The organism is Liquorilactobacillus sicerae (genome assembly GCF_029916425.1).
Classification (GTDB): domain Bacteria; phylum Bacillota; class Bacilli; order Lactobacillales; family Lactobacillaceae; genus Liquorilactobacillus; species Liquorilactobacillus sicerae.
This window is the reverse complement of sequence record NZ_JAHAVQ010000008.1, coordinates 1-25,404: the sequence shown is the minus strand read 5'-3', so window position 1 is coordinate 25,404 and position 25,404 is coordinate 1. Positions and strand designations below refer to the sequence as shown.

Below are 25,404 nucleotides of genomic sequence, written 5' to 3'. Positions count from 1 at the left end.
TTGAAAGCTGAAATCTACATTGTTAGCCATAAACCCGTTAAAGTTCCCCGTGACAAAATGTACTTGCCGCTACAAGTTGGTACAAGTCCGGAAAATTTTAAGGGGTTTTGTCGTGATAACACTGGTGACAATATTTCTAGCAAGAATCCGAATTATTGTGAATTAACTGCCCAATATTGGGCATGGAAAAATCGGCAAGTGGATGTCAAGGGATTAGTCCATTATCGCCGTTATTTTTCTAATGGTAAGAGTAATTTCTTTAAAAGTTATGAAGGAAAGTTTGCTGATATTATGACATCAAAAACTTTACAAAAGCTTTTAGAAAAAGCTCCATTAATTTTACCCAAGAAACGGGATTACTTTATTGAGACTTCATGGTCACATTATGAGCATGTACATCATATTAAAGATTTGAAAATTACTAGACAAATAATCGCGGCTAAGTTTCCCGACTATTTACCTTCGTTTGACAAAATGTTGCAGAAAAAAGCAGTGCATATGTTTAATATGCTGATTGCGCGGGCTGATATTTTTGATGAGTATACCCAGTGGTTGTTTCAAATCTTGCCAGAAGTTGAAAAAAAAGTTGATATTAGCGATTATACCCCTTATGAGAAACGCATTTTTGGCTTTATTGGAGAGATTTTGTTGGATGTTTGGGTCGATAAAAATCAAATACCCTACACTGAAGTTCCAGTCATGTTTATGGGAAAACAGCATTGGGTGAAAAAAGTTGCGAGTTTTCTTTATCGGAAATTTAGAGGGAAATCGGTCAGTTAGATATTTTAATTTAAATATGAGGTGGGGAACTTGAAAAATTATTTAGTAGTTGGAGCTGGTTTATTTGGTGCCACGTTTGCTTACGAAGCAGCTAAACGTGGCAATCGGGTCAAAGTCATCGAAAAACGTGATCATTTGGCCGGTAATATCTATACCAAAGAAGTTGATGGTATTCAAGTCCATCAATATGGTGCGCATATCTTCCATACTTCGAATAAAAAGCTTTGGGATTATGTTCAGCAGTTTGCGGAGTTTAATCGTTACACTAATTCGCCAATCGCTAATTATCAGGGTGAAATTTTTAACTTGCCGTTTAACATGAATACCTTTAATAAGCTCTGGGGTGTTGTTACTCCGCAGGAAGCACTGGCTAAGATCAATCAGCAGCGAGCAGTTTTAAAAGGCAAAAGACCCGAAAATCTGGAAGAACAGGCAATTTCTTTAGTTGGAACTGATATTTATCAGAAACTAATCAAGGGCTACACCGAAAAGCAGTGGGGACGGCCAGCAACAGAATTACCGGCTTTTATCATTCGGCGATTGCCAGTTCGACTGACTTATGATAATAACTATTTTAATGATTTATATCAAGGAATTCCGATTGGTGGCTATACGCAAATCGTAGAAAAAATGCTAGCTAGTGATTTGATTACAGTTGAGACTCGAGTGGACTTTTTTGACCAACAAGCGGAATTCCTACGGAACTATGATCGAATCATCTTTACTGGTATGATCGATCAATACTTTGCTTATCGTTATGGTGAACTGGAATATCGTAGTTTAAAGTTTGAAACTGAAGAACTTGATCAGGGGAACTATCAAGGTAATGCGGTTGTCAATTATACTGATGCTGCGACACCGTATACGCGAATCATTGAACACAAGCACTTTGAATTTGGTAAAGGTGATCAGGATAAGACTGTGATCACGCGTGAATATCCGAAGACGTGGCAGCGTGGTGATGAGCCGTATTATCCAGTCAATAATGCCAAGAACAACGCTTTGTATAAGAAATATAAGGAGCTAGCTGATCAAGAAGCTAAAAAAGTGATTTTTGGTGGACGCTTAGGTCAATATCGCTATTACAACATGGACCAAGTGATTGGTGCCGCATTGGTGACTGTCGCCAAGGAATTTGAAAATGAGTAAATAAAAAACTCCGGACAATAATTGTTCGGAGCATTTTCATTTACCATAGGGGGAGTAAATGAAATTATTTAATATCAGATTACTCTTGTATCATAGCTTACAATTGTGAACTTTTTGTGAACTTTTTTTAAAGATTTGTTAAAGAGAAAAGCAAAATATAGTGGAAAGATTAATGAAATTAAAAGAAAATTTTTTACAGGGCACTTTGTTGCTGATCAATTACAGTGAACCAACCGTAATCTATCATAAATTTAATTTGTTGATGGCAGCTTTAGTGGCCAAATGGATGACTGTTATTCAGCAGCTGTTTGCAGTGAAAATATTAAAGAAAAAGAATTTGCAGGGGCTGATACTTGATAGATCGCTTGATAAACCCCCAGAATTTTTAGACTAGTATAGTTAATAACTTTCTAGCTTTTTAAAAAGGATGGTAAAAATGGATAATTTATCAGGTGCAAGTTCAAAACATTATATTAGCTGGCCGGTCTTGGCATTAATGTGTTTTGTAACGGTGATCGGTTTCGATGATTTAATTTATAATTTTAAAAACCAAGGAATGGGTGTTATTACTTCCTGGATTTTAATGCTCTTCTTGTATGTAATCCCTTATTCATTAATGGTTGGCCAATTAGGCTCAATCTTCAATCATGAAGGCGGTGGTTTAAGCTCATGGATTAGGGGGACTAATGGGGAATTTTTGGGTTATTTTACTGCTTGGACATATTGGGCAGCTTCAATTCCTTATGTAGTTGACACCGCTAATTCAATTGTTGTTGGCATCGGCTGGGCATTAACTGGCAATAGCAAGTTTCAAGATTCAATTTCAAACAGTGAGTTTGCGCTTTGGACTTTGCTAACTTTTGCAGTTTTCATTTTAGTTCAATCGCGTTTTAAGCGTTCTCTGGAGTTATTAAGCACGATCGGTGGAATTGCGATGTTTGGGATGACGGTTTTATTTGTCATTATGTCGCTTTCCTCACTAGCAATAGGCGGACATATTGCGACCCAGCCGATGAATTTAGGAGCAATCGTGCCTAAATTTGATTTGAAGTATCTCACGACAGTTGGTTTGTTGATTTATGCGGTAAATGGTTGCGAGTTGATTGCTCCTTTTGTTACTAAAATGAAAAAACCACAAACTGACTTTCCCAAATCAATGATTACTTTAGCTGCTATGACAGCATTTTTAACAATTTTTGGTTCATTTTCATTGGGGATCTTTTTTGATGCTCATCACTTACCAAATGACCTAAAAATGAATGGTTCTTATTATGCTTTTCAGGCTTTGGGGCAGCAATATCACGTTGGTAATTTATTTATGTACCTTTTTGCTTGGACAGAAGTCTTCTATTTAGTAGCCTTGTTAGCAGTTTTATTGGATGCCATGACGCGGATGCTGATCTCTGATACAGGCGAGCGTTATATGCCGCGCTTTTTGCGAAAGACCAATGCTGATGGCTTGCCAGTTAACGGTTATTTATTAACTTGCTTCTTATCCGGTTTTATTTTGTTATTAGGAATCTTCTTACCGGATATGAATGATATTTTCAACTGGTTATTAAACTTGAATGGGATTATTTCACCTGGTGTTACTTGCTGGATCTTTTATGCTTTTATGCGTGTTCGTCGTAATTCGGCTAAGTATCCTTCGAGCTATGTTTTCATTAAAAATGATAAACTAGCTTGGTTCGTTGGCTTTTGGGCGTTGGCAGTTACTGCGATTGCTACCATTTTTGGAGTAGCCCCGCAAGACGTTAAAGAATTCAGTTCGGTTTGGTGGTATGAATTAATAATTAATATCGTGGCGATTACCATTTTGATTGGTTTAGGAGCGATTTTGCCATCAATTACCAGACGAGAGGATCAGTATGGACAGGCTTTTTCCAAACTTCAATGGCTTGTAATGTTCAGTGTGGTTATCGTTGCGATTGTTTTGGGTGTTTTTTTAGGTGGCACTTCACTGAGTTATCGGGGTTGGTTGATTGCAATCGAGGCATTGATTGCTTTAATGATTATCTGGTTGATTTCGCGGTGGCATCCTTTGAAAAGGTAGAATTTTTTTGAGGTTGATCTTTAAACAATTAATTAATATAATTTCAAACTAGTTGGTTGCTGAAAATGTTATAATTTAAAATTAGGACAGTTATTATTTTTTATAAGAAGTTTAAATTTAGGGGGAAAAATTTTGGATATCCTTGCTGTTAGAGATTATTGGATCAATAAATTAAAAATTCCTTTAGCTGCTAGCGAGTGGCTGTTTTGGAGTTCATTTGTGCTTTTACTCATTACCCAATTTTCGCAAGGGACAATGTTTATTTTGTATTATCCCTCCGCTTCATTTCCGTATCGCTTATTAATGATCGCTGGTTTAATTGCTGGAATAAAAATTTTTTTATTTAATCATTTTAAAAATTTTGATGAAGCATTGTTATTTATTTTATTAGGACTATTGATCTTAGTCGGTTGTCAGCAAGCAAATGATTGGAATTTTATATATTACTACTTAGTGATCTTAGCAAGCCAAGGAGTAGATTTTAAAAAAGTTATCAAAGTGTTTTTGATGATTATAATTACTGGTATATTAATAGCAGTTATTTCCTCTAGCTTAGGAATCATAATGAATTTAACCAATAGTCGAACTGGCGATCCAGGAGTTCGATTTGCATTAGGAATGGTTTATCCGACTGATTTTGCTGCTCGTGCGTTTTATCTGCAGTTGTTTTATGTTGTTTACCGAAAATTTCATCTCAGCTTACCTGAACTGATTGCTTGTCTTGGTTTTACAATGACCATTTATTTTTTAACTGATACTCGTCTAGATCTAGTTTTAATGTTATTAACGTTAATAATGTCAGCTTTTTATAAACATATAATTCGATTTATAAAATCAATTGGTAGTAATTATCTTTCAATCTTTGGGGTTTTAAGTATCCTAGTAATTATCGCTCTTACATATTTATATCAGCCGAATAGTTTTATATTTAAGGTATTTAATAAAGTTTTATCTGGAAGACTTGAATATGGACACACAGCCTTTGTTAAATATAACGTGACGATGTTTGGACAGTTTGTTCAACAAAATGGTAATGGTGGGATTCATCACGGTTGGTTTGATTACTTTTTTATTGATTGCAGTTTTTTAAGAATTTTAATGATGAATGGTTTTTTTTCCTTTGTGATATTGATCATCGCCCTATGTTATCTATCTAATAAGTTCATGAAGGAAAATTATTATTGCTTGGAACTGGCTTTAATTTTAATTATTGTTAGTTCGTTAATTGATCAACACTTAATAGAGATTTCTTTTAACATTTTGTTTATGGCAACGTATGCCAATTTAAATGAATTTAGGGAGCATAAAAGTATTTTTGCTCGAAACAAGATTTTAAGTTTCAAGAGTAATTAATTTAATTATTTTTGAAACACGAAAGTTATTTGAGGAGCGTTTCATGATAAATTATATAATTAGTTCCAACGACCCAGGCGCTATGGGAGGAAGCAAAGCAAAAGAAGATATCATTAAGTTTTCAAGTCAAGCTGGTTTTATTTCGATTAAAGTAAATCCGTACCATACCAATAAAATTGCAAAGTTTTATTATACTAGGGTTGAATTGGCAAAGATTTTTAAAAACCAAGCTGAAATCAATAATGTAATTTTACAGTATCCAATTCCGTCAAATTATATGCTGAAAAAAATTGTTATCGCTTTGAAAAAAAAAATCAAAGGGAAACTGGTGATCTGGATTCATGACATCCAAGGATTGCAAAGTACTGAAAATGATCATGCTCAGTGGGAAATAAACATATTTAATACGGCAGATATTTTGGTCGTTCATAATGAAAAAATGAAGCTTTGGCTGGTTGAGCATGGTGTCACAACTAAGCAAATAGTTCTTGGAATTTTTGATTATGATAATCCACAGCCTGTTCAACCAGAAATTCCCTATAATAAAACTTTATGTTTTGCTGGAAATTTATTTAAATCGGGTTTTTTATCAAAATTGAATATTCAGACCAAAATATTTGTTTATGGGCCTAATATGCCCAAAAAACACAGTGAAAATATTATTCCAGCAGGACAGTTTTCACCTGAGGAACTAAGTAAACATTTAAAGCAGAACTTTGGCTTAATTTGGGATGGACCTGATCCTCATTCCTGTCAAGGCACTTTTGGTCAGTACTTGTTATATAATAATCCGCATAAAACTTCTTTATATATCAGCTCTGGTATTCCAATAATAATTTGGGATCAAGCTGCTCTTGCAAGTTTTGTCCTTGAGAATGAAATTGGTTTTACGGTGTCTGATCTGAGTGAAATAGATAATAAATTAGGCGAAATAACAATTGATGAATATAAAGTGATGAAACAAAATGTTGTCAAAATGGCATGTAAACTTCGAATGGGTTATTATACACATCAAATTATTGAAAAGATTTTAGCTTGTTAACGGATAGTTTATAAATACTCAAAGAAGATAATATTTTGAAAAATAAAATTATATTGCTATTCATATTAATTTGTTTAGCTTTTATTGGCTTGTTTAGTTGGTTGAATAACAAGGAGTATCGTATCACGGTTCGCTTCACTGATGAAAAGGGGACTTTATTACGAGCAAACAGTGAAACTTTTTATGCTAAGCCATACAGGTTACTAAGTAGAAGTAAATTGGAAGAGTTGGTTCCGGGTTATGTACCAGTTAAGAAATTCATCTTCTTTAAAAAGCCAACCCAAAAATTAACAATAAAATTTAAACCAAACAATTTTGATCAAGAAGTTAAAAAGTTTAAGAATGCAAAATATGTTGCAGCAACTTTCCAACCAATGACGGTTACAGCGAATAATGGATTTCAATCTGATCCTTATAATACTTCACGTACCTATAATGGAACTAAAACAGGTAAGGATAGTTTACGTTTGATTTATTCAAATGATAGTAAAAATTGGGAAAAGCTGAACATTAGTTATCCTAGGTTGAATGTTCGTGATCCAAGCATTGCAAAAATCAATGGTTATTGGTACATTGTCTATACAAAAGGGCTCATAAGGACCAGGAATTTTAAAAAGTGGGAAAAAATGTCATGGCCACATTCCAAAATGTTTGCAAATCATTTTGAATGGGCACCTGAATTTTTTAAAGATAAAAAAGGTCGGTATCATATTATAATGGCTGGAAATTCAGTTTTAACGCATAATTTTCAATTGTATATTTCAGATTTTGATTGTAAAAATGGTCAAATCAAGAACAATTGGAAAGCAATTAAGGGATACGACTTTCCTTCTAACATGATTGACGGGAATCTTACTTATTTTCATGGAAGGTATGTTTTATTTTATAAGAATGAAGATGTAGCTAAAAATAAACTTACGATGGCAGTTTCAAAAAATTATTTAGGTCCATATACATCACAGACGTTAAATGTGGATTTGAACTCCTATACTTCTGCAGAGGGATTAGAGGCAGTTTTTTTTAAAAAGAGTATTCGATTATACGTTGATCCTTATATTATAAATAACAAAAATCAATCTATGTATAATGGTGTCCATTATACTGAAGAAAAGTATGGTACAAATAACTGGTCGAGTTTAAAAGCTATTAAAGCACCGTTTATTGTTCGTCATTTTGGAATATTAAGGAATAAATAGTGGTTTTGGCTGTTAACTCAATTATTGTTTTGGCAATAATCTATAGCAAGAAATTGTAGTGGCAAAGTTTAAGAATTATTAAAATTAATTTTTATTTGAAAGTTTAAATATCAGTTTAGCATATTGTATAATTAGTTGTTTATTAATTGCATATTAAGTGTTTAAGAAATTTTAGTTTAGGTATTAAAGAACATAAATATGCAATTAGCCAACTGTCTAATCGTGATACAAGAATTCGAGGGAAATTTTTTCATGAAAGTTATTCGTAATTATTTATATAATGCTAGCTACCAGCTCTTATTGGTTTTATTGCCACTAGTCACTGCGACTTACATAAGTAGAGTTTTGGGCAATGCTGGTGTTGGTATCAATGCATATACGAGTTCAATTATTTCTTACTTTGTCCTTTTTGCCAATGTAGGGATTAATTTATATGGTAATCGACAAATTGCGTATTTACGCAATGATCGAAAAAAAATGTCACAAGCCTTTTGGGAAATTATATTGTTAAGAACTATGACAGTAGGGTTAACTTTCATAGTATTTTTATGTTATCTGCCTTTTAGCAAAAATTCTCTTTATATGATATTTCAATCCATTAACTTAGTAGCTGTTTTTTTTGATATATCTTGGTTATACATGGGTATTGAGGATTTCAAAAAGACAGTTGTTCGCAATGCCGCTGTCAAGATTTTATCATTAATTGCTATTTTGGTGTTTGTTAGGAATAAGGGAGATCTTGGAATTTATATAATTATTTTAGGCTTAGGAACATTATTAGGAAATGTTACTTTATGGCTGTTCTTAAAAGAAACCGTAGTTAAAATTTCTTTTAGGAACCTTCATCCTTTTCATCATTTCAGATCATCACTAATCCTTTTTATTCCACAGGTTGCTGTTAATATATACGCGGTTTTGAATAAGACAATGTTGGGATATATGACAGGAACGGTTAATTCTGGCTATTATAATAATTCTGATACCATAATCAAAACAGTTTTGGCTATAGCTACAGCAACCGGTACGGTGATGTTACCTCACGTGGCAAATGCATTTGCTAATGGTCAAAGGGAAAAGGTTAATCAAATGCTTTATGATTCATTTGATTTTATTTCATTTTTGAGTGTTGCAATGATGTTTGGCTTAGCCGGACTCGCTCTGCATTTAGGGCCATATTTTTATGGGGTTGGATTCACTCCAGTTGGCGAGGCAATGTTATTTGAAACACCGGTAGTTGTTTTAATTGCTTGGAGCAATGCAGTGGGTAATCAGTATTTGTTGCCAACCAATCATACAAAAGAATATACTGCTTCAGTAACAATAGGAGCAATTGCCAATGTTGTTATTAATTTCCCATTAATTAAATACTGGGGACTAAATGGTGCGATAATTGCAACTGTTATTTCGGAAGCTTGTGTTACTGGTTATCAGTTCTGGGTAATCAGAGATAGAATTGAATTTAAAAAATTATTTTTGAATGTTCCTAAATATTTTTTAGCAGGAATAGCAATGTTTATTCCAGTTTTCAAGCTAAATACAAGCTTACATACGAGTGTTCTGTCGATCTTTTTTGAAGTTGTTCTAGGAATTCTAATTTACTTTGGAATGATTTTTATTTTAAAACCCACAATATTGAATAAAGCTAACGAGATTTTTATGATTTGGAAAAAGAATAAGTGAAATTCTCACGGATAGTTGGTATTTTTGAATAAATCATTATGGAGGATGAGTTTTAATGAAGATTTCGGTTGCAATAGCAACGTATAATGGTGAACATTTTATTGAAAGACAATTGGAATCGATTAAATGTCAAACACAGCTTCCTGATGAAGTTATCATTTGTGATGATTGCTCCCAAGATGGTACAGTTGAAATCGTAAAAAATTATATTAGAAAAAGTAAGCTTTTAAATTGGAAAATTGAAATAAACAGGACAAATCTTGGATATAAAAAGAACTTTTTTCAGTTGCTTACCAAAGTTACTGGGGATCTTATTTTTTTATCAGATCAGGATGATCACTGGAAACCAAATAAGATTGAAGTTATGGCAAAAACTATTCAACAAAATCCATCATTAGGAACATTAAATTCAGCAATTAGCCTAATTGATCAAAATTCGCAACCAGTTGAAGTAGCTCTTAAACCTAACTTTTATAATGCTAATTTTTTGCATTCTACTAAACCATTGCAGAACTTAAATTTTTTTGGACTAGATAATATTCTTCAGCGTAATATTTCACCAGGTTGTTCAATGTGCATAACACGAAAAATTTGTGACGATTTTATCTTATTATATGATTATTCTTTGCCACATGATTGGTTTTTGAATTTGTTATCGTCAATTGATAATGGCTGTGGCTTTTTGAATGAGCCATTGATAGACTACCGGATTCATTCCCAAAATACACTTGGTCTTTCTGTTGATCCCGGATCTGCAGGCAAAATAAAAATTTTTGAGAATTTAAGAAAAAGCAAGATTAATGAGTTTTCTAACTTAATAGAAGCTTTTGGTACCATTTCTCAATATTTTTCACTTTCTGAAAGTAGGAAGAAGCATATTAATGATTATTTACATGCCCGGCGTGGATTTTATCAACAGCAAAATCTTCGTGCGCTAATACAATTACGCCGTTTCCCTGAATATTATCAAACTGCAACTTTTAAAGGGAGATTGTGGGACTTACTGATTGCAATTCATTTAAAGAATTTTTTTTACAAAGTTATGAAACACATTTAAAAGTTATTTAACTTTTAAATGTAAAACTTGTTTTATCCAACGATTCATCAGCCAATAATTAACATAGACTTTGGCCATTAACCCTCTTGTCGGCCACATTTTGACTGTTGTGTTGATTCTGGGTACTTGGTTTTTGTATTTTTTTATTAAATGTTTTAAGTGAATGTAATATTGATAATTTTCAGATTTTCCATCAGAGGTATGCCAAATATGAGCAGGAACAACGTAATTTTCAAATTTCTGAGAACTTGCTAAAAGACATTCCTCAACAGCATATAAGTGCCATCCTTTCTCAGCTGAAAAAGGATGCAATTTCCAAAAGCTGCTACTTAAAATGAAGAAACATTCGTCTACTGTTTGAACTTTGGCTGGTTCACTTATTTTTTCACCAACATGAATAGGTGGGTTACCATGGACGATTGTTGATAAAATAATTCGATTTTTATTAATTAAGTTAAATGGACTCCCAGCTATTCCAACCACTCCTGCTGTTGAAACTTCAGAAAGATAATTAGCAATATTATGTAATGCTAAAGGATCTAAAAATCGAATATCAGGATGACAAAAGATTAAAAATTTGCCTTTTGCTTTTTGAGCTGCTGAGTTATAAGCTTCGCGTGCTGATTGGTATTCTTGATGGCAATTATCAATTTTTAGTAATTCATAATCAATTTTGATTTGAGATGAGAGACTTTTCTTAAAGTCAGCAAACATCTGCTGATTATTGACAATCGTTATTAATGAAAATTTTGGTGTATCCATCAATTTTCCTCACAATCTAATTTTTTTATAAGCAACAATAAATATCTTAACTCAATAATTTAAATTTGTCTCAAAATAAAAGCAAATTCTAAAAGAATTTGCTTTTTTAATCAGCATCAGGTTTTTCTGACAAGGTTATTACGCCAACAGCATTTAAGCCAGTATGAGTCATAATGATGGGACTAGTTAAACGAGCTAAATAACCAATTTGCTCGCTATTTGTTGGTAAGATAATCTGTTTTAATCGAGAAAGAAATTTTGGATCGGTACCGACATTTGATAAAGATAGATCCTGAATCGGGTTATTTTGAGTTTGATGACGAGCGGCAATCTGCTCACAAAACTTAAGAAAGGTTTTACGACTGCGTCCTTTCATAACCACATCTAAGCTTTGATTATTAAGCTGAACGACGACCTTTAAATTAATTAATTTAGTCAATGCTCCGGCAAAACGACTGATTCGACCACCTTTGACTAAACAATCTAGATTGTCGATCAAAACATTGATTCGAGTTCGATGATAAATAGTCTGACAATGTTCAACTATTTCAGCTACTGATTTTCCGGCTTGAGCATCTTGAGCAGCTGCAAGTACCTGAAAAGCTAGACCACGATCGGTTGATTTACTATTAATAACGGTAACCTTAGCTTCACTCATGCTGACAGCTGTCTGAGCAGTTGAGTAAGTACCACTTAATACATCAGATAAAACAATCGCAATTATTTGGCTGCCATCAGCCCCTAAGCGATTATAAGCTTCTACAAATCTTCCGAGCGGTGGTTGGCTAGTTTTAGGATAATTACCTGCCTGTAAATTTTCAATTAGTTCCTGACGAGTGATTTCCTCGCCATCGACATAAGTGTGACCATTAATTTCTACTGATAATGGGATGATCGTAATATTATATTTTTGAATTTCTTCATCAGTTAATTGAACTGATGAATCAGTCAAAATTTTGATGGATGTTGTCATTAGAATTGCTCCTTAAAAAGATATACAATATATTCACTCAAGTTAATTATACTATTAATGGTTTTTAAGTCAATCAAACATAAACTTGAAGTCTAGATGCAAATCTTTACCTGCTATAATTATAACAAAAAAACTTTTGGATTACGAGTGTTCTTATTTTAAGGCAAGAAAAAAACTGAAGCAAGAAAATTTTGCTCCAGCTATTGACCATAAAAAATTGGGGGGTTTTTATGGTCATCCGTAAGATAAATACGGTTAAAAAGGGAAAGAAATGAAAAGTTTTATCAGGTTACAATTAACACTATAAAGGGAAAGTGTGAATAAATTATGAATTAAAGGTTGGCTTTTTTTTAAAAATTTCCAAAGAAAAAGTTAATCTCGCTAAAGTCAATTTTTTGAAGATTATTCGCTGAGCTTCTATAATCTAAGTAAGAAAGAAGATGCTATAAATGGACCAAAAATGGCTAGCTCAATTACCGATTGAGAAAATAATAACTTGGCAGCCAGTTGGCGGTGGGGATGTCAATCAAGCTTTTCATTTGCAAACTGCTCAACAAGACTTCTTTTTGCTAGTTCAATCGAAAACGGATGCTAGTTTTTACCAAGGGGAAATTGCTGGCTTGAAGGACTTTCAATTTGCTAGAATCAAGGCACCACGGGTAATTGCTAACGGTCAAATTAACGGTGACGCATACTTGCTATTAGATTATTTGTCGCTGACCCGCTCAGGAGATCAGCGACTTTTAGGAAAACAAGTAGCTAGATTACACCAAGTAGCTAGTCCAAACGGCAAATTTGGCTATCAATTCCCGTATGCAGGCACCAGTATTTCATTTGCAAATACTTGGACTGATAACTGGAGCGACCTATTTTTGAAACAGCGGTTAGATCGGTTGGCTCAGCATTTGCAGAAGAAGAGTTTTTGGCATCAGCCACAAATCCAACTCTATCAGCGGGCTAGACAAGTGATAGCAGCTGAGTTAGCCGTTCATCAAAGCCAACCAGTGCTGTTGCATGGTGACTTTTGGGCAGGAAATTTTGCTTTTTCGGCTGACGGTCAACCAGTCCTAATCGATCCAGCTGTTTTATATGGAGACCGAGAATTTGACATCGGAATCACAACAGTTTTTGGTGGTTTTACGCCGGATTTTTACCAAGCTTATCAGCATGATTTACCTTTGACAAAGGGGTATCAGCAACGATTAAACTTTTATCGACTATACTATTTAATGGTTCATTTGGATAAATTTGGATTGAGCTATGCAGCCAGCGTTATGAATCTACTTACGGCGATTATTAAAAATTGTTAAAAGCAAGTATTAAAAATACTCTCAAATCAAAGCACCTAACCTTGATTTGAGAGTCTTTTAGTACTTTTAAAGGTCTTCAACAACAACATAGGTCATATCAAGCGGACCATGTACACCGACAACTAGTACCATTTCGATATCACCAGAATTAGAAGGCCCAGTGATCAAATTAATATTGGAGGTTTTAAGTTGGCCATTCGAAAATTTTTCAGCATATGCAACCATTGCTTGGCGGCTGCGTGGGACGATTTTACTTTTCGGGACGATACTTAAATAATGAGTTGGCAAAAAGTGAAAAGCCCGACCTTGTCCCGGGGTAGTTGCAACGGCAATCGTACCAGATTCTGCCAATAGGAAATCAGCAAAACCAATAGCACCATCAGCGTCTTGAGCACGTTGGATATTTTCCTTACGAGGAGCTTGCGGAATCCAATAGTTGGTTGTCACGCCGGTATCCTTTTGCCAATCAGTTAATTTGAATTTTTCCCACACATCAGTAGTTGGTAGGATCAGCTGCTGGATGTTTTTGTGTTGAACATACTTTCTTAATAAATCAGCTAAGCAAACAGTTGTGGTTGTTTCAAAGTCAACATGTACAACTTCACTGCTTTTTTTAGCAATTTGCAAAAGTTGATCTTGCGTCTTGCCAGAAAGAGTTGCCTCAGGCAGATTATTTAAAGGCTTAAAGGGATGATCGGCCAGTTGGTGCCTTGGTCGCCCAGCTTTAGTAGCAATACTATTTAAGAAGTCCTCACGATTTTGTTTATCCATCAATTTCACCGTCCTTGTGAGCTGCTTTTCTGGCTGCCTCATGTCTTTTATACCAGCTGCGGAAGTTTTCAGAATGTTTAGCTGGCCGTGGCAGTGAACGAACATCTGTCCAACCCTTAGCTAAACTTGGCGCTTTTTCAATGTGACCAAACTGATACATGTTTTCAACGGAAGTTTTGCTTCTTCTGGAAAGCGGAGCCGAGCCAAGGTAGGCACCACCTAAAGCAATCTTAAAGAGGATCGGTTTAGCAGTTCCAACACCAGCAACTTTCATCAAAGTGTTATTGAAACTGTGATCAATTTTCATTTTGTCGATCATTACTTCGCGATGCTTGATCAGCAATTTATGTAGCGGAATTTTGACTGGGCAAGTGGCGGTGCAGGCTGCGTTAAGACTGCAAGCAAACGGTAAATCACCAAATTTATCATAACCACCAATTACTGGAGACAAAACTGCACCGATTGGGCCAGGGTAGATTGAACCATAACCGTGACCACCAATATGCCGATAAACTGGACAAACATTCAAACATGAACCGCAACGGATGCATTGCAAAACTGGTTCAAACTCAGTCCCCAAAGCATTGGAACGGCCATTGTCTAAAATAACAACATAAAAGTCTTTTGGGCCATCACTTTCACCAGCAACTTGTGGTCCAGCGAAAGTACAATAACTTGTCAACTTTTGGCCAACAGCGCTACGAGACAGCAAATTATCCATAACTTCAGCTTCTTTGAGGCTTGGGACGATTCGTTCCATTCCCATGACTACAACTTGAGTTTCAGGGATCGCCATTGTTAAATCAGCATTGCCTTCATTAGTTACTAAGTTGATCATTCCTTGGTCTGCAATAGCAAAGTTGCAGCCGGTAATTCCCAAGTCGGCCTTTAAAAATGACTCCCTTAAATAATGTCGAGCAAACTTAGCCATTTCGCCGGGTTCGTTGCTGCCCTTGTAACCCAGCTTCTGAAAAATTTTCTGAATTTGATTACGATTCTTATGCAAGGTTGGGAAAACAATATGTGTCGGCTCATCCCAGTCATCTTCTTCCAAAATAAATTCAGCTAAGTCAGTCTCTAAAACAGAAGTATCGGGGATCTTCAGCAATTCTTTATCCAAGTTGATTTCAGTTGTGACCATTGATTTAGATTTGACGATTTTATGAGCATGTTTTTTTTCAGCGATTTTTTTAATATAATCAGTGGCTTCTTGATCAGTTTTGGCAAAAAAAACATGACCACCGCGCTTTTCAACATTATTGCTGAATTCTTCCAGATAATCTGGCAAATATTTGATTACATGCTGGCGAATCTGTTCACCCAGATTACGCCAGTCCTCCCAATTACCCAGTTCTTGACGGGCTGCCGGACGTTTCTCCCACTGAGCATCTTGGGCTTTGGCAACAGAAGCTTGCATAAATTTATCTTCTTCGGCTTCTTTGACGCGGGTTAAAAAGGGTTCTTTGTTAGTTGAAATTGCTGCCATATTACTTACCTCCCCTTAAACATTTGCTGGTTGATCAGCAAAACGAATCCGACTCGGGTCAACATTATGATTTAAGACCTCAGCAATATGCATAATTTTTATTTTTTCATTTCGTCGACTGAAACGCCCAGCAATATTCATTAAACATGATGGATCAGCACTGATTAAAACAGCTGCGTGAGTGCTCATAATATCATTGACCTTTTCATCAACCATTTGTTTTGAAATTTCAGGCTGTTTAACAGAAAAAGTTCCCCCAAAACCACAGCAATTTTCAACGTGTGGCAAAGGTATCATTTTTAAACCTTTAACTTCAGCCAAAAGCGCATAAGGGGCGGTCTTTTCTCCTAATAAGCGTGTCATGTGACATGAACGATGATAGGTTGCAATAGCATCTAACTGAGCCCCAGCATTTCTGACACCTAAAATTCGGTATAGAAATTGTGAAAATTCATAAGTTTTATTTGCTAGTTCGCCCGCCTTATCTGCATAATCAGGATCGTCTTTCAATAGTTCTTGATAACCGCGCAGCATTGCAACACAGGAGCCAGCTGGTCCAACAATATAATCAGCATCGGCTCCTAAAAGAGCATCAGCCTCATTATGAAAGACTTTTTGACTGTCTTTACGATAACCGCTATTGTAAGTCGGTTGGCCGCAACAGATTTGTTGAGTTGGAAAGCAAGTTTCGCAACCAAATCGCTCTAAAACTTCAACCATTGCTTTGCCGACATTCGGAAACATTAAATCAACAACGCAAGTCGAAAAAATTGCTACTTTCACTAAAAACACCTCCATTTAAGGTAGAATCAATTAATTAACCAGCTAGATTGCAAAAACTCTAAAGTTGATTTTTAAAAAATAATTCAAGGTTATTATAGCGCATTTTATTTTAAATTAGAACGCTCAAAATCTATTGCCAAGAAGTTAATCGATGATGGTTTCGGTAAAACTTTTGCGGATCGGCAACCAAAACAATTAAAGCGGGTTTTTAAGGCAAAAAAAATAGAGTCGGAAAACAATAATTCCCGACTCCTAGCCAACTTAAGCTAATTTGTTGATGAAATCAGCGAAGGTCTGCATTGCTCCACCAAGGAATTTAAGTGTCCCTTCATTGGTGATCTTCAAGTTATCATCTAACAGGTTAGTAACGTTGCCAATATATAATTCAGGTTGCTGAATAGTTGGCATATTCAAGAAAACTAGCGACTGGCGTAAGTGATGGTTAGCACCGAAACCACTAATTGCACCTGGAGAAACACTTAAAATGATTGCTGGTTTCTTATCCCAAATACTTTGACCATATGGACGTGAGCCAACATCGATAGCATTTTTCAAACCGCCTGGAACAGAACGATTATATTCTGGGGTAGCAAAAATAACAGCGTCAACGGTTTTCATTGCATTCCGGAAATCAGTCCAACTTGTTGGAATCCGATTTTCATCATCAAGATCCGGGTTGTACAGATCCAATTTGCTAATATCGATACTTTTAACTTCAAAACCTGCTGGCAATTGTGCAGCCATTTGTTCAGCAACCGCTCTGGTAAATGAGTTCTTACGCAAGCTGCCAACGATTAATCCAACTGTTTTTGTCATTTAATACACTCCTTACTTTTTGTAAGCTCTAAGCTTTATTTACAGTATACCACTTGTTACAAAAAAAACAACATTTATGGCTAAAAAAACTTCACAGCAGTTTGGGGGAACTGACTGTGAAGAAAAAGGGAGTAGAGAAAGATATGAATTTTAGTCTTGGCGTTTATTTATCTTTCAAGACTATGTTTTTAATATACCGACAAAAATTGAAGAAATTATGAATAATCATTAATGCTTAAATGACCTTTTTAGAAAAATAATCTTAAGCTGAACCCATTGACAGATTAACGTCGGATTGAGTATATTTAATTTGCTAACTTACAATAAATAAGTAAAGAGGTTGAAATATGAAAAATATCGATCCGCAAAAAATTATTTTTGGTTTAGATTCTTTTGGTGATATTCCTTTTGACCAGCAAGAGAGACCTGTTTCTCAAGCTAAAGCAATTCGCCAAGTAATCAAAGAAGGTATCTTAGCTGATCAGTTGGGCCTGGGAGTAATTGCTCTAGGTGAACATCATCGTAGCGATTATGCGATTTCCAGTCCAGATGTGGTCTTAGCAGCTTTGGCAACTCGAACTAAGCAAATAACTTTAGCTTCTGGGGTAACCGTTCTTAGCTCCGACGATCCGGTTCGGGTCTTTGAAAGGTTTGCAACTTTAGATGCAATTTCTAATGGTCGAGCAGAAGTCGTTTTGGGCCGAGGATCATTTACCGAATCATTCCCATTATACGGTTACAATTTACGTGATTATGATTTGCTGTTTGAAGAAAAATTAAATCTTTTTGACCAGTTGTTAAAGGAAAAACCAGTTACTTGGTCTGGCAAAACGCGAGCAGCCTTGCAACAGGCAGATGTTTTTCCAAAGACAGAAAGTGGGCACTTAGCGGTTCGGATTGCCGTTGGCGGCACGCCAGCTTCAGTGGTCCGAACTGCTCGGTATAATTTCCCGCTGACCTTAGCAATCATTGGCGGTAAGCCGGAACGCTTTTTGCCATATGTCAAACTGTATCAAAAAGCCACTGAGCAATTTGCTACGCAGCTGCATCCTTTGGCTATCCATTCACATGGAGTGATTGCTGAAACTGATGAAGCAGCTTTCAGCTTAGCTTGGAAGTATTTGCGGCAAAGTTTCGTTAAGCTTGGTCATGAACGGGGCTGGGCACCGATGTCAGCTGCTCAGTTTAAATTTGAAATCGAATCTGGTTCATTTTATGTTGGTTCACCGCAAACTGTTGCTAAACGTTTGGCCGCGACTATTAATCAATTAGGTGCTGGCCGCTTTGAGCTGGTTTACGGTGCGGGTGGCTTACCAGCTGAGGAACGGTTAAAAATGATTGAATTATATGCTACCCAGGTTGTACCGCAAGTTCGGGAGTTACTAATGGAGGGTCAGAAACAAAAGTGAAAATTGGAATTATTGGTGCTGGGAAATTAGGGACTGTTTTAGGACAGTTAGCTTTGAAAGCTGGATATCAAGTCCTAATTGCTGGTTCTGCTACGCCAGAGAAAATTGAATTGACAGTGGCGGTCCTATTGCCAGGAGCAGCTGCTGTAACGACACAACAGGCTGCTAGGCAGGCAGACTTGGTTATTTTGGCACTTCCCTTGAGCCATTATAAGCAATTAGACAAAACAGACTTTGCTGGCAAGATTGTGATTGATGCAACTAATTATTGGCGACCGACTGACGGTTTGTTAGCGGAAGTTTTGACTCCTGGCTTAACCAGCAGCGAACAGATTCAACACCATTTGTCAGCTAGTCAAGTAGTTAAAGCTTTAAATCATATTGGCTACCATGAACTGTTGGAGGCACCTCGTCCACAAGGCAATCCTAACCGAAAAGCAGTTGCCATTGCTGCTAATCAGCCAATAGCTTTAGCGAGCGTTAAAAAATTTGTCGATTCACTAGGGTTTGATCCATTAGTGATTGGATCTTTAGCGCAAGGGAAATTATTACAGCCGGGTAGTCCAGCTTTCGGAGCAGATGTTACTAAAGCAGAATTAAAAGTCATTTTAGAAACTTATGCTAAGAAAATTAATTGAAAATTTAAGTAAACTAGTAAGCAGATTTGCAATCGTTATCTTAGATTGCAAATCTGCTTTTATTAGCTAACTAATTGGTTTGGACTTTACATCTTGTTTTGATTAGAATATAATATTTACTAAATTATAATATTTCTAAATTAGAGGGAAACTAATGAAAAATAGAAGCTTAGCTCAAAAAGTAAATGTGATGCGGGCAGCTGTGATGGGAGCTAACGATGGAATCTTATCGGTTGCTGGGATCGTTATTGGAGTAGCCGGAGCCACAACTAGTAATTATGCGGTTTTTCTAGCTGGAATTTCCGGGATGCTAGCTGGGACGGTTTCTATGGCGATGGGTGAATATGTTTCCGTCAACACGCAAAAAGATTCACAAAAAAAAGCGGTGATTGAGCAAAAACTATCATTAGAAAATGACTTTGAAAAACAATTTGAATTTGTTAAACAGCGTTATCTTGACCAGGGGATCAAAGAAGAATTAGCCGAAAAAGCAACCAGTGAAATGATGGGAAAAGATCCATTAGTAACAGTTGTGCGGGAAAAGTATGGTTTTGATCCGCAGCAATTTACTAGTCCATATGCTGCAGCGTTAGCTTCAATGATTTCTTTTCCGCTCGGATCAGTTTTGCCTTTAGCGGCAATTTTATTATTCCCAGCATCGACAAGGATCTTAGCAACCTTTTTAGCAGTGATGATTGCTTTAGTGATAACTGGCTGGATAGCGGCTGTTTTAGGCCATGCTAATTGGAAGCATGGGATAGCTCGCAATGTGATTTCCGGTGCTTTGACGATGATGGTTACGTATGTGATTGGTGTTTTAATTGGAAGGTGAAGAGATGGACAAAAGAATTTTAAAACAACAAAGCAAACCATCCTTGGAAGATAAGTTAAACACCTTGCGAGCTGGAGTTTTAGGTTCAAATGACGGTATTTTAACAGTAGTCGGTGTTCTCTTCAGTGTCGCGGTTGCGACCACGAATCAGTTTACGATTTTTATTGCTGGGTTGGCAGATTTGCTAGCTTGTGCCTTTTCGATGGCTTCAGGAGAATATGCTTCCGTTAGTGCTCAGCGTGACACGGAAAAAGCAGCGGTTATGACTGAAAAAGAACTGCTGAAAACCGACTTTGCGGTTGAACTGAATGAAGTAGTTAAGTTCTATCAAGCTAAAGGGGTTTCTAAAGAAACAGCGCAACAAATTGCTGAAGATTTAATGCACCGAAAGCCACTGGAAACGATCATTGATGTTAAATATAATTTGAAATTAGGCCGTTATTTTAATCCTTGGAATGCTGCATTTTCTTCGTTATTCTCAGCGTCAGCCGGGGGAATTTTTCCACTCGCGGCCATGACCTTAAGCCCGGATGGCTTCAAGTGGATCGCAACAATTTTAGCAGTTTGTCTCTCAGTTTCATTGACTGGTTATCTAAGTGCACGTTTAGGCAACGGATTAACGAAAGTTGCAATTTTTCGGAACCTAATTGTTGGGATCGTTACAATGATCATTCATTATACAGTTGGAATTATGTTGTAATTTTAAAGATGAGATACTAAAAGCCATGAAATTAAGCTTCTCTATATGGGATAGAGGAAGTTGATTTCATGGCTTTTTAAAATGGATCATTTTAAAAATGCCTGCTTATTCAAGATAAGTAGCTTGAAATTTGGCTTGATAATCAGCTGGCAGATTAAGACCGTTAACCAGATAATTGTCAAAGTTGCCAAAGTTTTCGGTGATTTGATCAAAAGCATGTTTTAAATATTCAGCTTTGACTGACAAAGAAATTTCTAGCTCCTTTAATTTTTCAGGGCTTAGTTTATTAGCAAAATAATTTAAAATTTCCTGATTAGCTTTTTGACGTGCTTGGTTGGTTTTAAGGTAGTCATCGAAAATGTCATCATCGGCAACACCGGCGATTTTCAATAAGAAAGCTGCTGCTAACCCAGTCCGATCTTTTCCAGCAAAACAGTGGAAGAGCAGCGGTTTGTGCAAAGACAAGGCTTCTAATAAAAAATTATGCAATCCCTGTTGAGCCGACTTGCTGAGCACTAATTCAGCATAGACTTTAAACATGTAATTTTCCATGTGTGGATTAATGACCATGTTTTTAAGACTCGGATTTGCTTGTGCTGGAGTGCTTAAAAGACTGATATTTTCATAGGTTGCTTGAGCAATTTTTGAGTCTGGACGATTTTCGATTTCGGTTGGCCGTCGAAAGTCAAAGATTTTTTTGATTGCCAGCTCATGACTTAAAAAATCGGTAGCTTCTTTAGATAAATTATAAAGCTCTCCGCTTCGAAAAAAAATTCCCGTTTTTAGCTGGCCCGCAGATGTTCGATATCCGCCAATATCACGCAGGTTGGTAATCTTGACCTGTGAAAAATTTTGCTGCTGGTTCAAAAGATCAACTCCTATTAGGGACGATTATTTATATTTGACTAGATGTTACTTAGTTTTCCATTTTAGCTAATAATTTATTGACGTGTAAAGCTACTGTATCATAAATTGTAATTTGCTGACAATCAGTTTGATTTAATAATCTTGGCAATTCAGTGCAGCCTAAAATGATGCCTTGGACATTTTCTTTAGCCTTTAGCTCAGCAATGATTTGTAAAATTACCTGTTTACTTGCAGGATTAAAAATGTTTTCTTCAAGTTCAGTTGTAATAATTTGGTGAATAGTTTGAATTTGATGGGAAGCAGGAGCAATAACTTCAATACCTTGTTTAGCTAAACCATGAAAATAAAAAGGTAATTTCATAGTCATTTTAGTTCCTAAAAGTGCAACTTTTTTTTGCTGATGATTCTTAATGGCTTCACCGACTGGATCAAGGATACTAATTAATGGAATCGGTGATGCTGCTTGAAGTTCATCAAAAATCATATGGGGAGTATTGGCAGTCAAAGCTGCATATTCTGCACCAGCTGCAGTTAAATTCTCGATACTAGTTTCAAGTTGACGAAACAGTTTTGCGCGATCATTTTGTTCTTCAAGCTTTAATAATTCAAAAACGTCTAGGCTGTCGATCACAATTGGCGGACAGCTTTGAGGATGGTCCTGCTGAAAGCCGGCAATGAGTTTTTGATAATAGTCGATCGTTGAAACAGGTCCCATCCCACCAATTAATCCAAGTTTTTTCATGTTTATTTACACCACTTCTAAAAGTACTTCCAAATCATTATACACTTATTTAAATGTTAAATGAACTGTGTAGTAAACAACAAGTAACGGGAAAGTTTCAAATTTTGGTTGATAATGAACAAATTGGTTGTGCACTTAATAAAGAAATAATTGAGCTTTGAGAGCATTTATAACTATTGGTATAGTTTGTGAAATTAAAGGTGATTGAAATTATTATTCACGGTATACTACTGATAGAACCACATTTTTACTTTTAACTTTACGAACAAAAGTCCAAATAGCTTGCATTAATTGCCAATTGGTATATGGTTAAATAGTAAGCGCTAACATTAAAGGAGGAAGTTTGATGAATGGTGAAAAATATATTCTAACGATTGATGAAGGAACAACTAGTACACGAGCTTTGATTATTGATCATCAAGGCAAGAAAGTCGCTGATGCTCAACGTGAATTTCCCCAATATTTTCCGCATCCCGGCTGGGTTGAACATAATGCTAATGAAATTTGGAATGCTGTTTTATCGACGATCGCCAATGCGTTTATTTCATCAGGAATCCAGCCTTCCCAAATTGCTGGCGTCGGAATTACTAATCAGCGTGAAACAACGGTAGTTTGGGACAAAAAAACTGGTTTACCAATTTACAATGCGATTGTCTGGCAGTCAAGGCAAACTAATGAGCTTGCCCAGCAGCTGAAAAAAGCGGGTTATGATCAAATGATTCACGAAAAAACTGGGCTCTTGATTGATCCATATTTTTCGGCCACTAAGATTCGCTGGATATTGGATCGTGTTCCAGGTGCTCAAAAACGAGCTGAAAATGGCGAATTGCTGTTTGGAACGATCGATACTTGGCTTTCCTGGAAATTATCAGGTGAACGCATTCACGTAACCGATTATAGCAATGCTAGTCGGACGATGTTATTTAATATTCATACCTTAACTTGGGATGCTGAGATCCTCAAAATTTTAAGGATCCCGAAAGTTATGCTTCCTGAAGTTCGAGGAAATTCGGAAGTTTACGGTCAAACGGCCCATTATCATTTTTATGGCAGTGAGGTGCCAATTGCGGGGATGGCAGGTGATCAACAAAGTGCCTTATTTGGCCAATTAGCCTTAAAATCCGGGATGGTTAAAAATACTTATGGGACTGGTTCCTTTATTGTTATGAATACCGGTGAGAAACCGATCATGTCAGCCAATAATTTATTGACAACAGTTGCTTATGGAATTAACGGCAAAGTCAACTATGCTTTGGAAGGCTCAGTATTTGTCTCTGGCTCAGCGATTCAGTGGCTGCGTGACTCAATGCATTTGATTGATAGTGCCCCTGCATCAGAAGAGGCAGCACTGCAATCAACGAGTCAGGATGAAGTCTATGTTGTTCCGGCTTTTACCGGCTTAGGAGCACCATATTGGGATGCTGATGCTCGTGGAGCCGTCTTTGGCTTAACGCGCGGTACAAACCGAAATGATTTTATTAAAGCCGTGTTGCAATCACTAGCTTATCAGACTCGTGATGTAGTCGATACCATGTATCAAGACACTAAGATCAAAATCCCAGTTCTGCGGGTTGATGGTGGGGCAGCGATGAATAATTACTTGATGCAATTTCAAGCAGACATTTTAAATACCCCAATCGAACGTGCAGCTGATGTCGAAACTACTGCAATGGGAGCGGCCTTCTTGGCTGGGTTGGCAGTTGGTTTTTGGGACAATCCTGATGAACTGAAACAGATTTTCAAAATCGGTCAGAAATTTCTACCACAAATGGATAAACAGCAACAGCAGAAATTGTATACTGGCTGGCAGCATGCCGTCAAGGCAACAATAAGTTTCAAATATTTGAATGGTAGTAAATGACTAATTTTACAAGACATGTGGTTATAAGTCAAGATGAATTTTAGTTCTTTGAAAACTGAATATGCTTGTTGAAAACCTGAAAAGCGTACACTAACTAAGCCTTTGAAAAATGAATTTTTTTCAAAGATAGAAAAACGTTTTTAAAAATGAATTTTCTTAGCTATACCAGTTCTTCTTTCTGATAAATTTGGTGTCTACTGAGCAGTGTGTAAATCACCCTAATTAATTTTCGTGCTGTTAGTGCGAGAGCGCGCTTGCGCGGTGATCGGATGGCTTCAGAATACTTTTTTTGATAATACGTTCGCATCGTATCGTCATAACGAATTACTGAACCGGCAGCTTCGATTAAGTAATAACGTAGATAATTATCTCCTGAGTGAGTCATAGGTGTTTGATCACCTTTGAAATTTCCTGATTGATGTTGGCGCCAGGCTAAACCTGCGTACTTTGCCAGTTTGGTTTCGTCGCTGAAACGCTCTATTTGGCCGACTTCAGCGATGATACCTGCGCTGTAAACTTGTCCGATTCCGGGGATTGATTCTAGTATTTGACTTTCAGGCAAAATAGTAATAACTTTCTCAATCGATTTATCCAGTTGTTTAATAAGTCCTTGGTAATTACGGATCTCATTAGCGTAAACTGATAAAACAATGTCGACTGAATCAGCTAAAACTTTGTCTAAACGATAAGACCCACGGATTGCTTTTTGTAGCGCTTTGGCTAATTTCTCAGGCTGGGCAAATTTGCCATGTCCTTTCTTATTCAACAGTTCTGCTAAATCTTTCAAGGGCATCTGGGCTAATTCATCGATTGTCAATTTACCGGTAATCAGATCAAACATTGTTGCACTGAAAACTGAAGAGTTTTCAAGTGCCCCAGTTGCTAGCTTATTTACTTTGTAATAAAGATTTTCAAGAAAATGTTGCTTTGCTCGCGTCAAACTCTTGGTAATTTCAAAGCGTGATCGTGTTAACCGCTGTAGTGCTTGGTATTCTTCTTGTTTGACAATTCCAACGAAATAGCGGCCAATGCTTAGATAATCCGCAATATAATAAGCATCTATTCGATCCGTTTTATTATCTTCGAAAACATCTTTATAGCGCTTAGTGCTTCGCGGATTGATGACTACTACTTGAAGTTTGAG

Annotated in this window: 24 protein-coding genes; 15 read left to right on the top strand and 9 right to left on the bottom strand. The window is 36.3% G+C overall.

Translation table 11 applies throughout. The annotated features are described in order from the left end of the window. The 9 genes from KH893_RS06550 to KH893_RS06510 all read left to right on the top strand — a co-directional run bounded on the left by KH893_RS06550 (position 1) and on the right by KH893_RS06510 (position 10,310). Positions 1-780 carry a DUF4422 domain-containing protein gene (locus KH893_RS06550; protein ID WP_281165356.1) on the top strand — a complete coding sequence of 260 codons (780 nt, stop codon included), beginning with the start codon at positions 1-3 and terminating at the stop codon, positions 778-780. Between the two features lie 30 nt (positions 781-810). Next, positions 811-1,929 carry a UDP-galactopyranose mutase gene (gene glf / locus KH893_RS06545; RefSeq protein WP_281165355.1) on the top strand — a complete coding sequence of 373 codons (1,119 nt, stop codon included), beginning with the start codon at positions 811-813 and terminating at the stop codon, positions 1,927-1,929. A gap of 172 nt (positions 1,930-2,101) precedes the next feature. After that, a complete protein-coding gene (locus KH893_RS06540; protein ID WP_281165354.1) occupies positions 2,102-2,323 on the top strand; it encodes a hypothetical protein in 222 nt (73 codons plus the stop codon). A 42-nt stretch (positions 2,324-2,365) separates the two neighbouring features. Next, the gene (locus KH893_RS06535) at positions 2,366-3,982 is read left to right on the top strand and encodes an APC family permease (protein ID WP_281165353.1); all 1,617 of its coding nucleotides are present in this window, start codon (positions 2,366-2,368) and stop codon (positions 3,980-3,982) included. A gap of 132 nt (positions 3,983-4,114) precedes the next feature. Beyond that, complete coding sequence (locus KH893_RS06530) at positions 4,115-5,335, top strand: hypothetical protein (RefSeq protein ID WP_281165352.1); 1,221 nt, start codon at positions 4,115-4,117, stop codon at positions 5,333-5,335. Between the two features lie 43 nt (positions 5,336-5,378). Then, complete coding sequence (locus tag KH893_RS06525) at positions 5,379-6,377, top strand: glycosyltransferase (RefSeq protein WP_486606292.1); 999 nt, start codon at positions 5,379-5,381, stop codon at positions 6,375-6,377. A 35-nt stretch (positions 6,378-6,412) separates the two neighbouring features. Further along, on the top strand, positions 6,413-7,573 hold the full coding sequence (locus tag KH893_RS06520; RefSeq protein ID WP_281165350.1) for a glycoside hydrolase family protein: 1,161 nt from the start codon (positions 6,413-6,415) through the stop codon (positions 7,571-7,573). A 252-nt stretch (positions 7,574-7,825) separates the two neighbouring features. Next, complete coding sequence (locus tag KH893_RS06515; protein ID WP_281165349.1) at positions 7,826-9,253, top strand: oligosaccharide flippase family protein; 1,428 nt, start codon at positions 7,826-7,828, stop codon at positions 9,251-9,253. A 55-nt stretch (positions 9,254-9,308) separates the two neighbouring features. Further along, on the top strand, positions 9,309-10,310 hold the full coding sequence (locus KH893_RS06510; protein WP_281165348.1) for a glycosyltransferase family 2 protein: 1,002 nt from the start codon (positions 9,309-9,311) through the stop codon (positions 10,308-10,310). A gap of 3 nt (positions 10,311-10,313) precedes the next feature. On the opposite strand, the gene KH893_RS06505 is transcribed toward KH893_RS06510, so the two are convergent. Together KH893_RS06505 and KH893_RS06500 are read right to left on the bottom strand one after the other, a co-directional pair. Beyond that, positions 10,314-11,072, bottom strand: coding sequence for a glycosyltransferase (locus tag KH893_RS06505; protein WP_281165347.1), 759 nt, complete (start codon positions 11,070-11,072; stop codon positions 10,314-10,316). 106 nt (positions 11,073-11,178) lie between these two features. Beyond that, positions 11,179-12,045 carry a DegV family protein gene (locus KH893_RS06500; RefSeq protein ID WP_281165346.1) on the bottom strand — a complete coding sequence of 289 codons (867 nt, stop codon included), beginning with the start codon at positions 12,043-12,045 and terminating at the stop codon, positions 11,179-11,181. A gap of 449 nt (positions 12,046-12,494) precedes the next feature. Between KH893_RS06500 and KH893_RS06495 the strand changes: the two genes are divergently transcribed. Further along, positions 12,495-13,355, top strand: coding sequence for a fructosamine kinase family protein (locus KH893_RS06495; protein WP_281165345.1), 861 nt, complete (start codon positions 12,495-12,497; stop codon positions 13,353-13,355). A 66-nt stretch (positions 13,356-13,421) separates the two neighbouring features. Here the strand turns inward: KH893_RS06495 and KH893_RS06490 are convergent, their stop codons facing one another. From KH893_RS06490 to KH893_RS06475, 4 genes are all read right to left on the bottom strand, one after another. Then, on the bottom strand, positions 13,422-14,129 hold the full coding sequence (locus tag KH893_RS06490; RefSeq protein ID WP_281165344.1) for a LutC/YkgG family protein: 708 nt from the start codon (positions 14,127-14,129) through the stop codon (positions 13,422-13,424). Beyond that, entirely contained in the window at positions 14,119-15,612 is a 1,494-nt protein-coding gene (locus tag KH893_RS06485) for a LutB/LldF family L-lactate oxidation iron-sulfur protein (RefSeq protein ID WP_281165343.1), read from the bottom strand. Before KH893_RS06485 ends, KH893_RS06490 begins: the two co-directional genes overlap by 11 nt. Before the next feature lie 15 nt (positions 15,613-15,627). Further along, positions 15,628-16,395, bottom strand: coding sequence for a (Fe-S)-binding protein (locus tag KH893_RS06480; RefSeq protein WP_281165342.1), 768 nt, complete (start codon positions 16,393-16,395; stop codon positions 15,628-15,630). Between the two features lie 261 nt (positions 16,396-16,656). Then, complete coding sequence (locus KH893_RS06475) at positions 16,657-17,211, bottom strand: NADPH-dependent FMN reductase (protein ID WP_281165341.1); 555 nt, start codon at positions 17,209-17,211, stop codon at positions 16,657-16,659. A gap of 347 nt (positions 17,212-17,558) precedes the next feature. Between KH893_RS06475 and KH893_RS06470 the strand changes: the two genes are divergently transcribed. The 4 genes from KH893_RS06470 (at position 17,559) to KH893_RS06455 (ending at position 20,790) form a co-directional block, all read left to right on the top strand. Beyond that, on the top strand, positions 17,559-18,620 hold the full coding sequence (locus tag KH893_RS06470; RefSeq protein ID WP_281165340.1) for an LLM class flavin-dependent oxidoreductase: 1,062 nt from the start codon (positions 17,559-17,561) through the stop codon (positions 18,618-18,620). After that, positions 18,617-19,258 (top strand): NADPH-dependent F420 reductase, encoded by a 642-nt coding sequence (locus KH893_RS06465; RefSeq protein ID WP_281165339.1) that lies wholly within the window; start codon positions 18,617-18,619, stop codon positions 19,256-19,258. The genes KH893_RS06470 and KH893_RS06465 overlap by 4 nt, the downstream gene beginning before the upstream one ends. Before the next feature lie 154 nt (positions 19,259-19,412). After that, complete coding sequence (locus tag KH893_RS06460; RefSeq protein ID WP_281165338.1) at positions 19,413-20,090, top strand: VIT1/CCC1 transporter family protein; 678 nt, start codon at positions 19,413-19,415, stop codon at positions 20,088-20,090. Between the two features lie 4 nt (positions 20,091-20,094). Beyond that, positions 20,095-20,790 (top strand): VIT1/CCC1 transporter family protein, encoded by a 696-nt coding sequence (locus KH893_RS06455; protein WP_281165337.1) that lies wholly within the window; start codon positions 20,095-20,097, stop codon positions 20,788-20,790. A gap of 105 nt (positions 20,791-20,895) precedes the next feature. On the opposite strand, the gene KH893_RS06450 is transcribed toward KH893_RS06455, so the two are convergent. After that, positions 20,896-21,657, bottom strand: a complete 762-nt coding sequence (locus KH893_RS06450) for a tyrosine-protein phosphatase (protein WP_281165336.1) — start codon at positions 21,655-21,657, stop codon at positions 20,896-20,898. Between the two features lie 49 nt (positions 21,658-21,706). After that, entirely contained in the window at positions 21,707-22,399 is a 693-nt protein-coding gene (locus KH893_RS06445) for an aspartate/glutamate racemase family protein (protein ID WP_281165335.1), read from the bottom strand. 346 nt (positions 22,400-22,745) lie between these two features. Between KH893_RS06445 and glpK the strand changes: the two genes are divergently transcribed. After that, complete coding sequence (glpK, locus tag KH893_RS06440) at positions 22,746-24,260, top strand: glycerol kinase GlpK (protein ID WP_281165334.1); 1,515 nt, start codon at positions 22,746-22,748, stop codon at positions 24,258-24,260. A 160-nt stretch (positions 24,261-24,420) separates the two neighbouring features. Here the strand turns inward: glpK and KH893_RS06435 are convergent. Next, a partial coding sequence (locus KH893_RS06435; RefSeq protein ID WP_281165333.1) for an IS110 family RNA-guided transposase occupies positions 24,421-25,404 on the bottom strand: 984 nt, incomplete at its 5' end.

Coding starts and splice junctions, on each gene's coding strand:
- KH893_RS06535 (WP_281165353.1), top strand. CDS start 2,366: ATGGATAATTTATCAGGTGCAAGTTCAAAACATTATATTAGCTGGCCG.
- KH893_RS06455 (WP_281165337.1), top strand. CDS start 20,095: ATGGACAAAAGAATTTTAAAACAACAAAGCAAACCATCCTTGGAAGAT.
- KH893_RS06510 (WP_281165348.1), top strand. CDS start 9,309: ATGAAGATTTCGGTTGCAATAGCAACGTATAATGGTGAACATTTTATT.
- KH893_RS06470 (WP_281165340.1), top strand. CDS start 17,559: ATGAAAAATATCGATCCGCAAAAAATTATTTTTGGTTTAGATTCTTTT.
- KH893_RS06485 (WP_281165343.1), bottom strand. CDS start 15,612: ATGGCAGCAATTTCAACTAACAAAGAACCCTTTTTAACCCGCGTCAAA.
- KH893_RS06505 (WP_281165347.1), bottom strand. CDS start 11,072: ATGGATACACCAAAATTTTCATTAATAACGATTGTCAATAATCAGCAG.
- KH893_RS06525 (WP_486606292.1), top strand. CDS start 5,379: ATGATAAATTATATAATTAGTTCCAACGACCCAGGCGCTATGGGAGGA.
- KH893_RS06495 (WP_281165345.1), top strand. CDS start 12,495: ATGGACCAAAAATGGCTAGCTCAATTACCGATTGAGAAAATAATAACT.
- KH893_RS06540 (WP_281165354.1), top strand. CDS start 2,102: ATGAAATTAAAAGAAAATTTTTTACAGGGCACTTTGTTGCTGATCAAT.
- KH893_RS06460 (WP_281165338.1), top strand. CDS start 19,413: ATGAAAAATAGAAGCTTAGCTCAAAAAGTAAATGTGATGCGGGCAGCT.
- KH893_RS06500 (WP_281165346.1), bottom strand. CDS start 12,045: ATGACAACATCCATCAAAATTTTGACTGATTCATCAGTTCAATTAACT.
- KH893_RS06475 (WP_281165341.1), bottom strand. CDS start 17,211: ATGACAAAAACAGTTGGATTAATCGTTGGCAGCTTGCGTAAGAACTCA.
- KH893_RS06515 (WP_281165349.1), top strand. CDS start 7,826: ATGAAAGTTATTCGTAATTATTTATATAATGCTAGCTACCAGCTCTTA.
- KH893_RS06445 (WP_281165335.1), bottom strand. CDS start 22,399: ATGAAAAAACTTGGATTAATTGGTGGGATGGGACCTGTTTCAACGATC.
- glpK (WP_281165334.1), top strand. CDS start 22,746: ATGAATGGTGAAAAATATATTCTAACGATTGATGAAGGAACAACTAGT.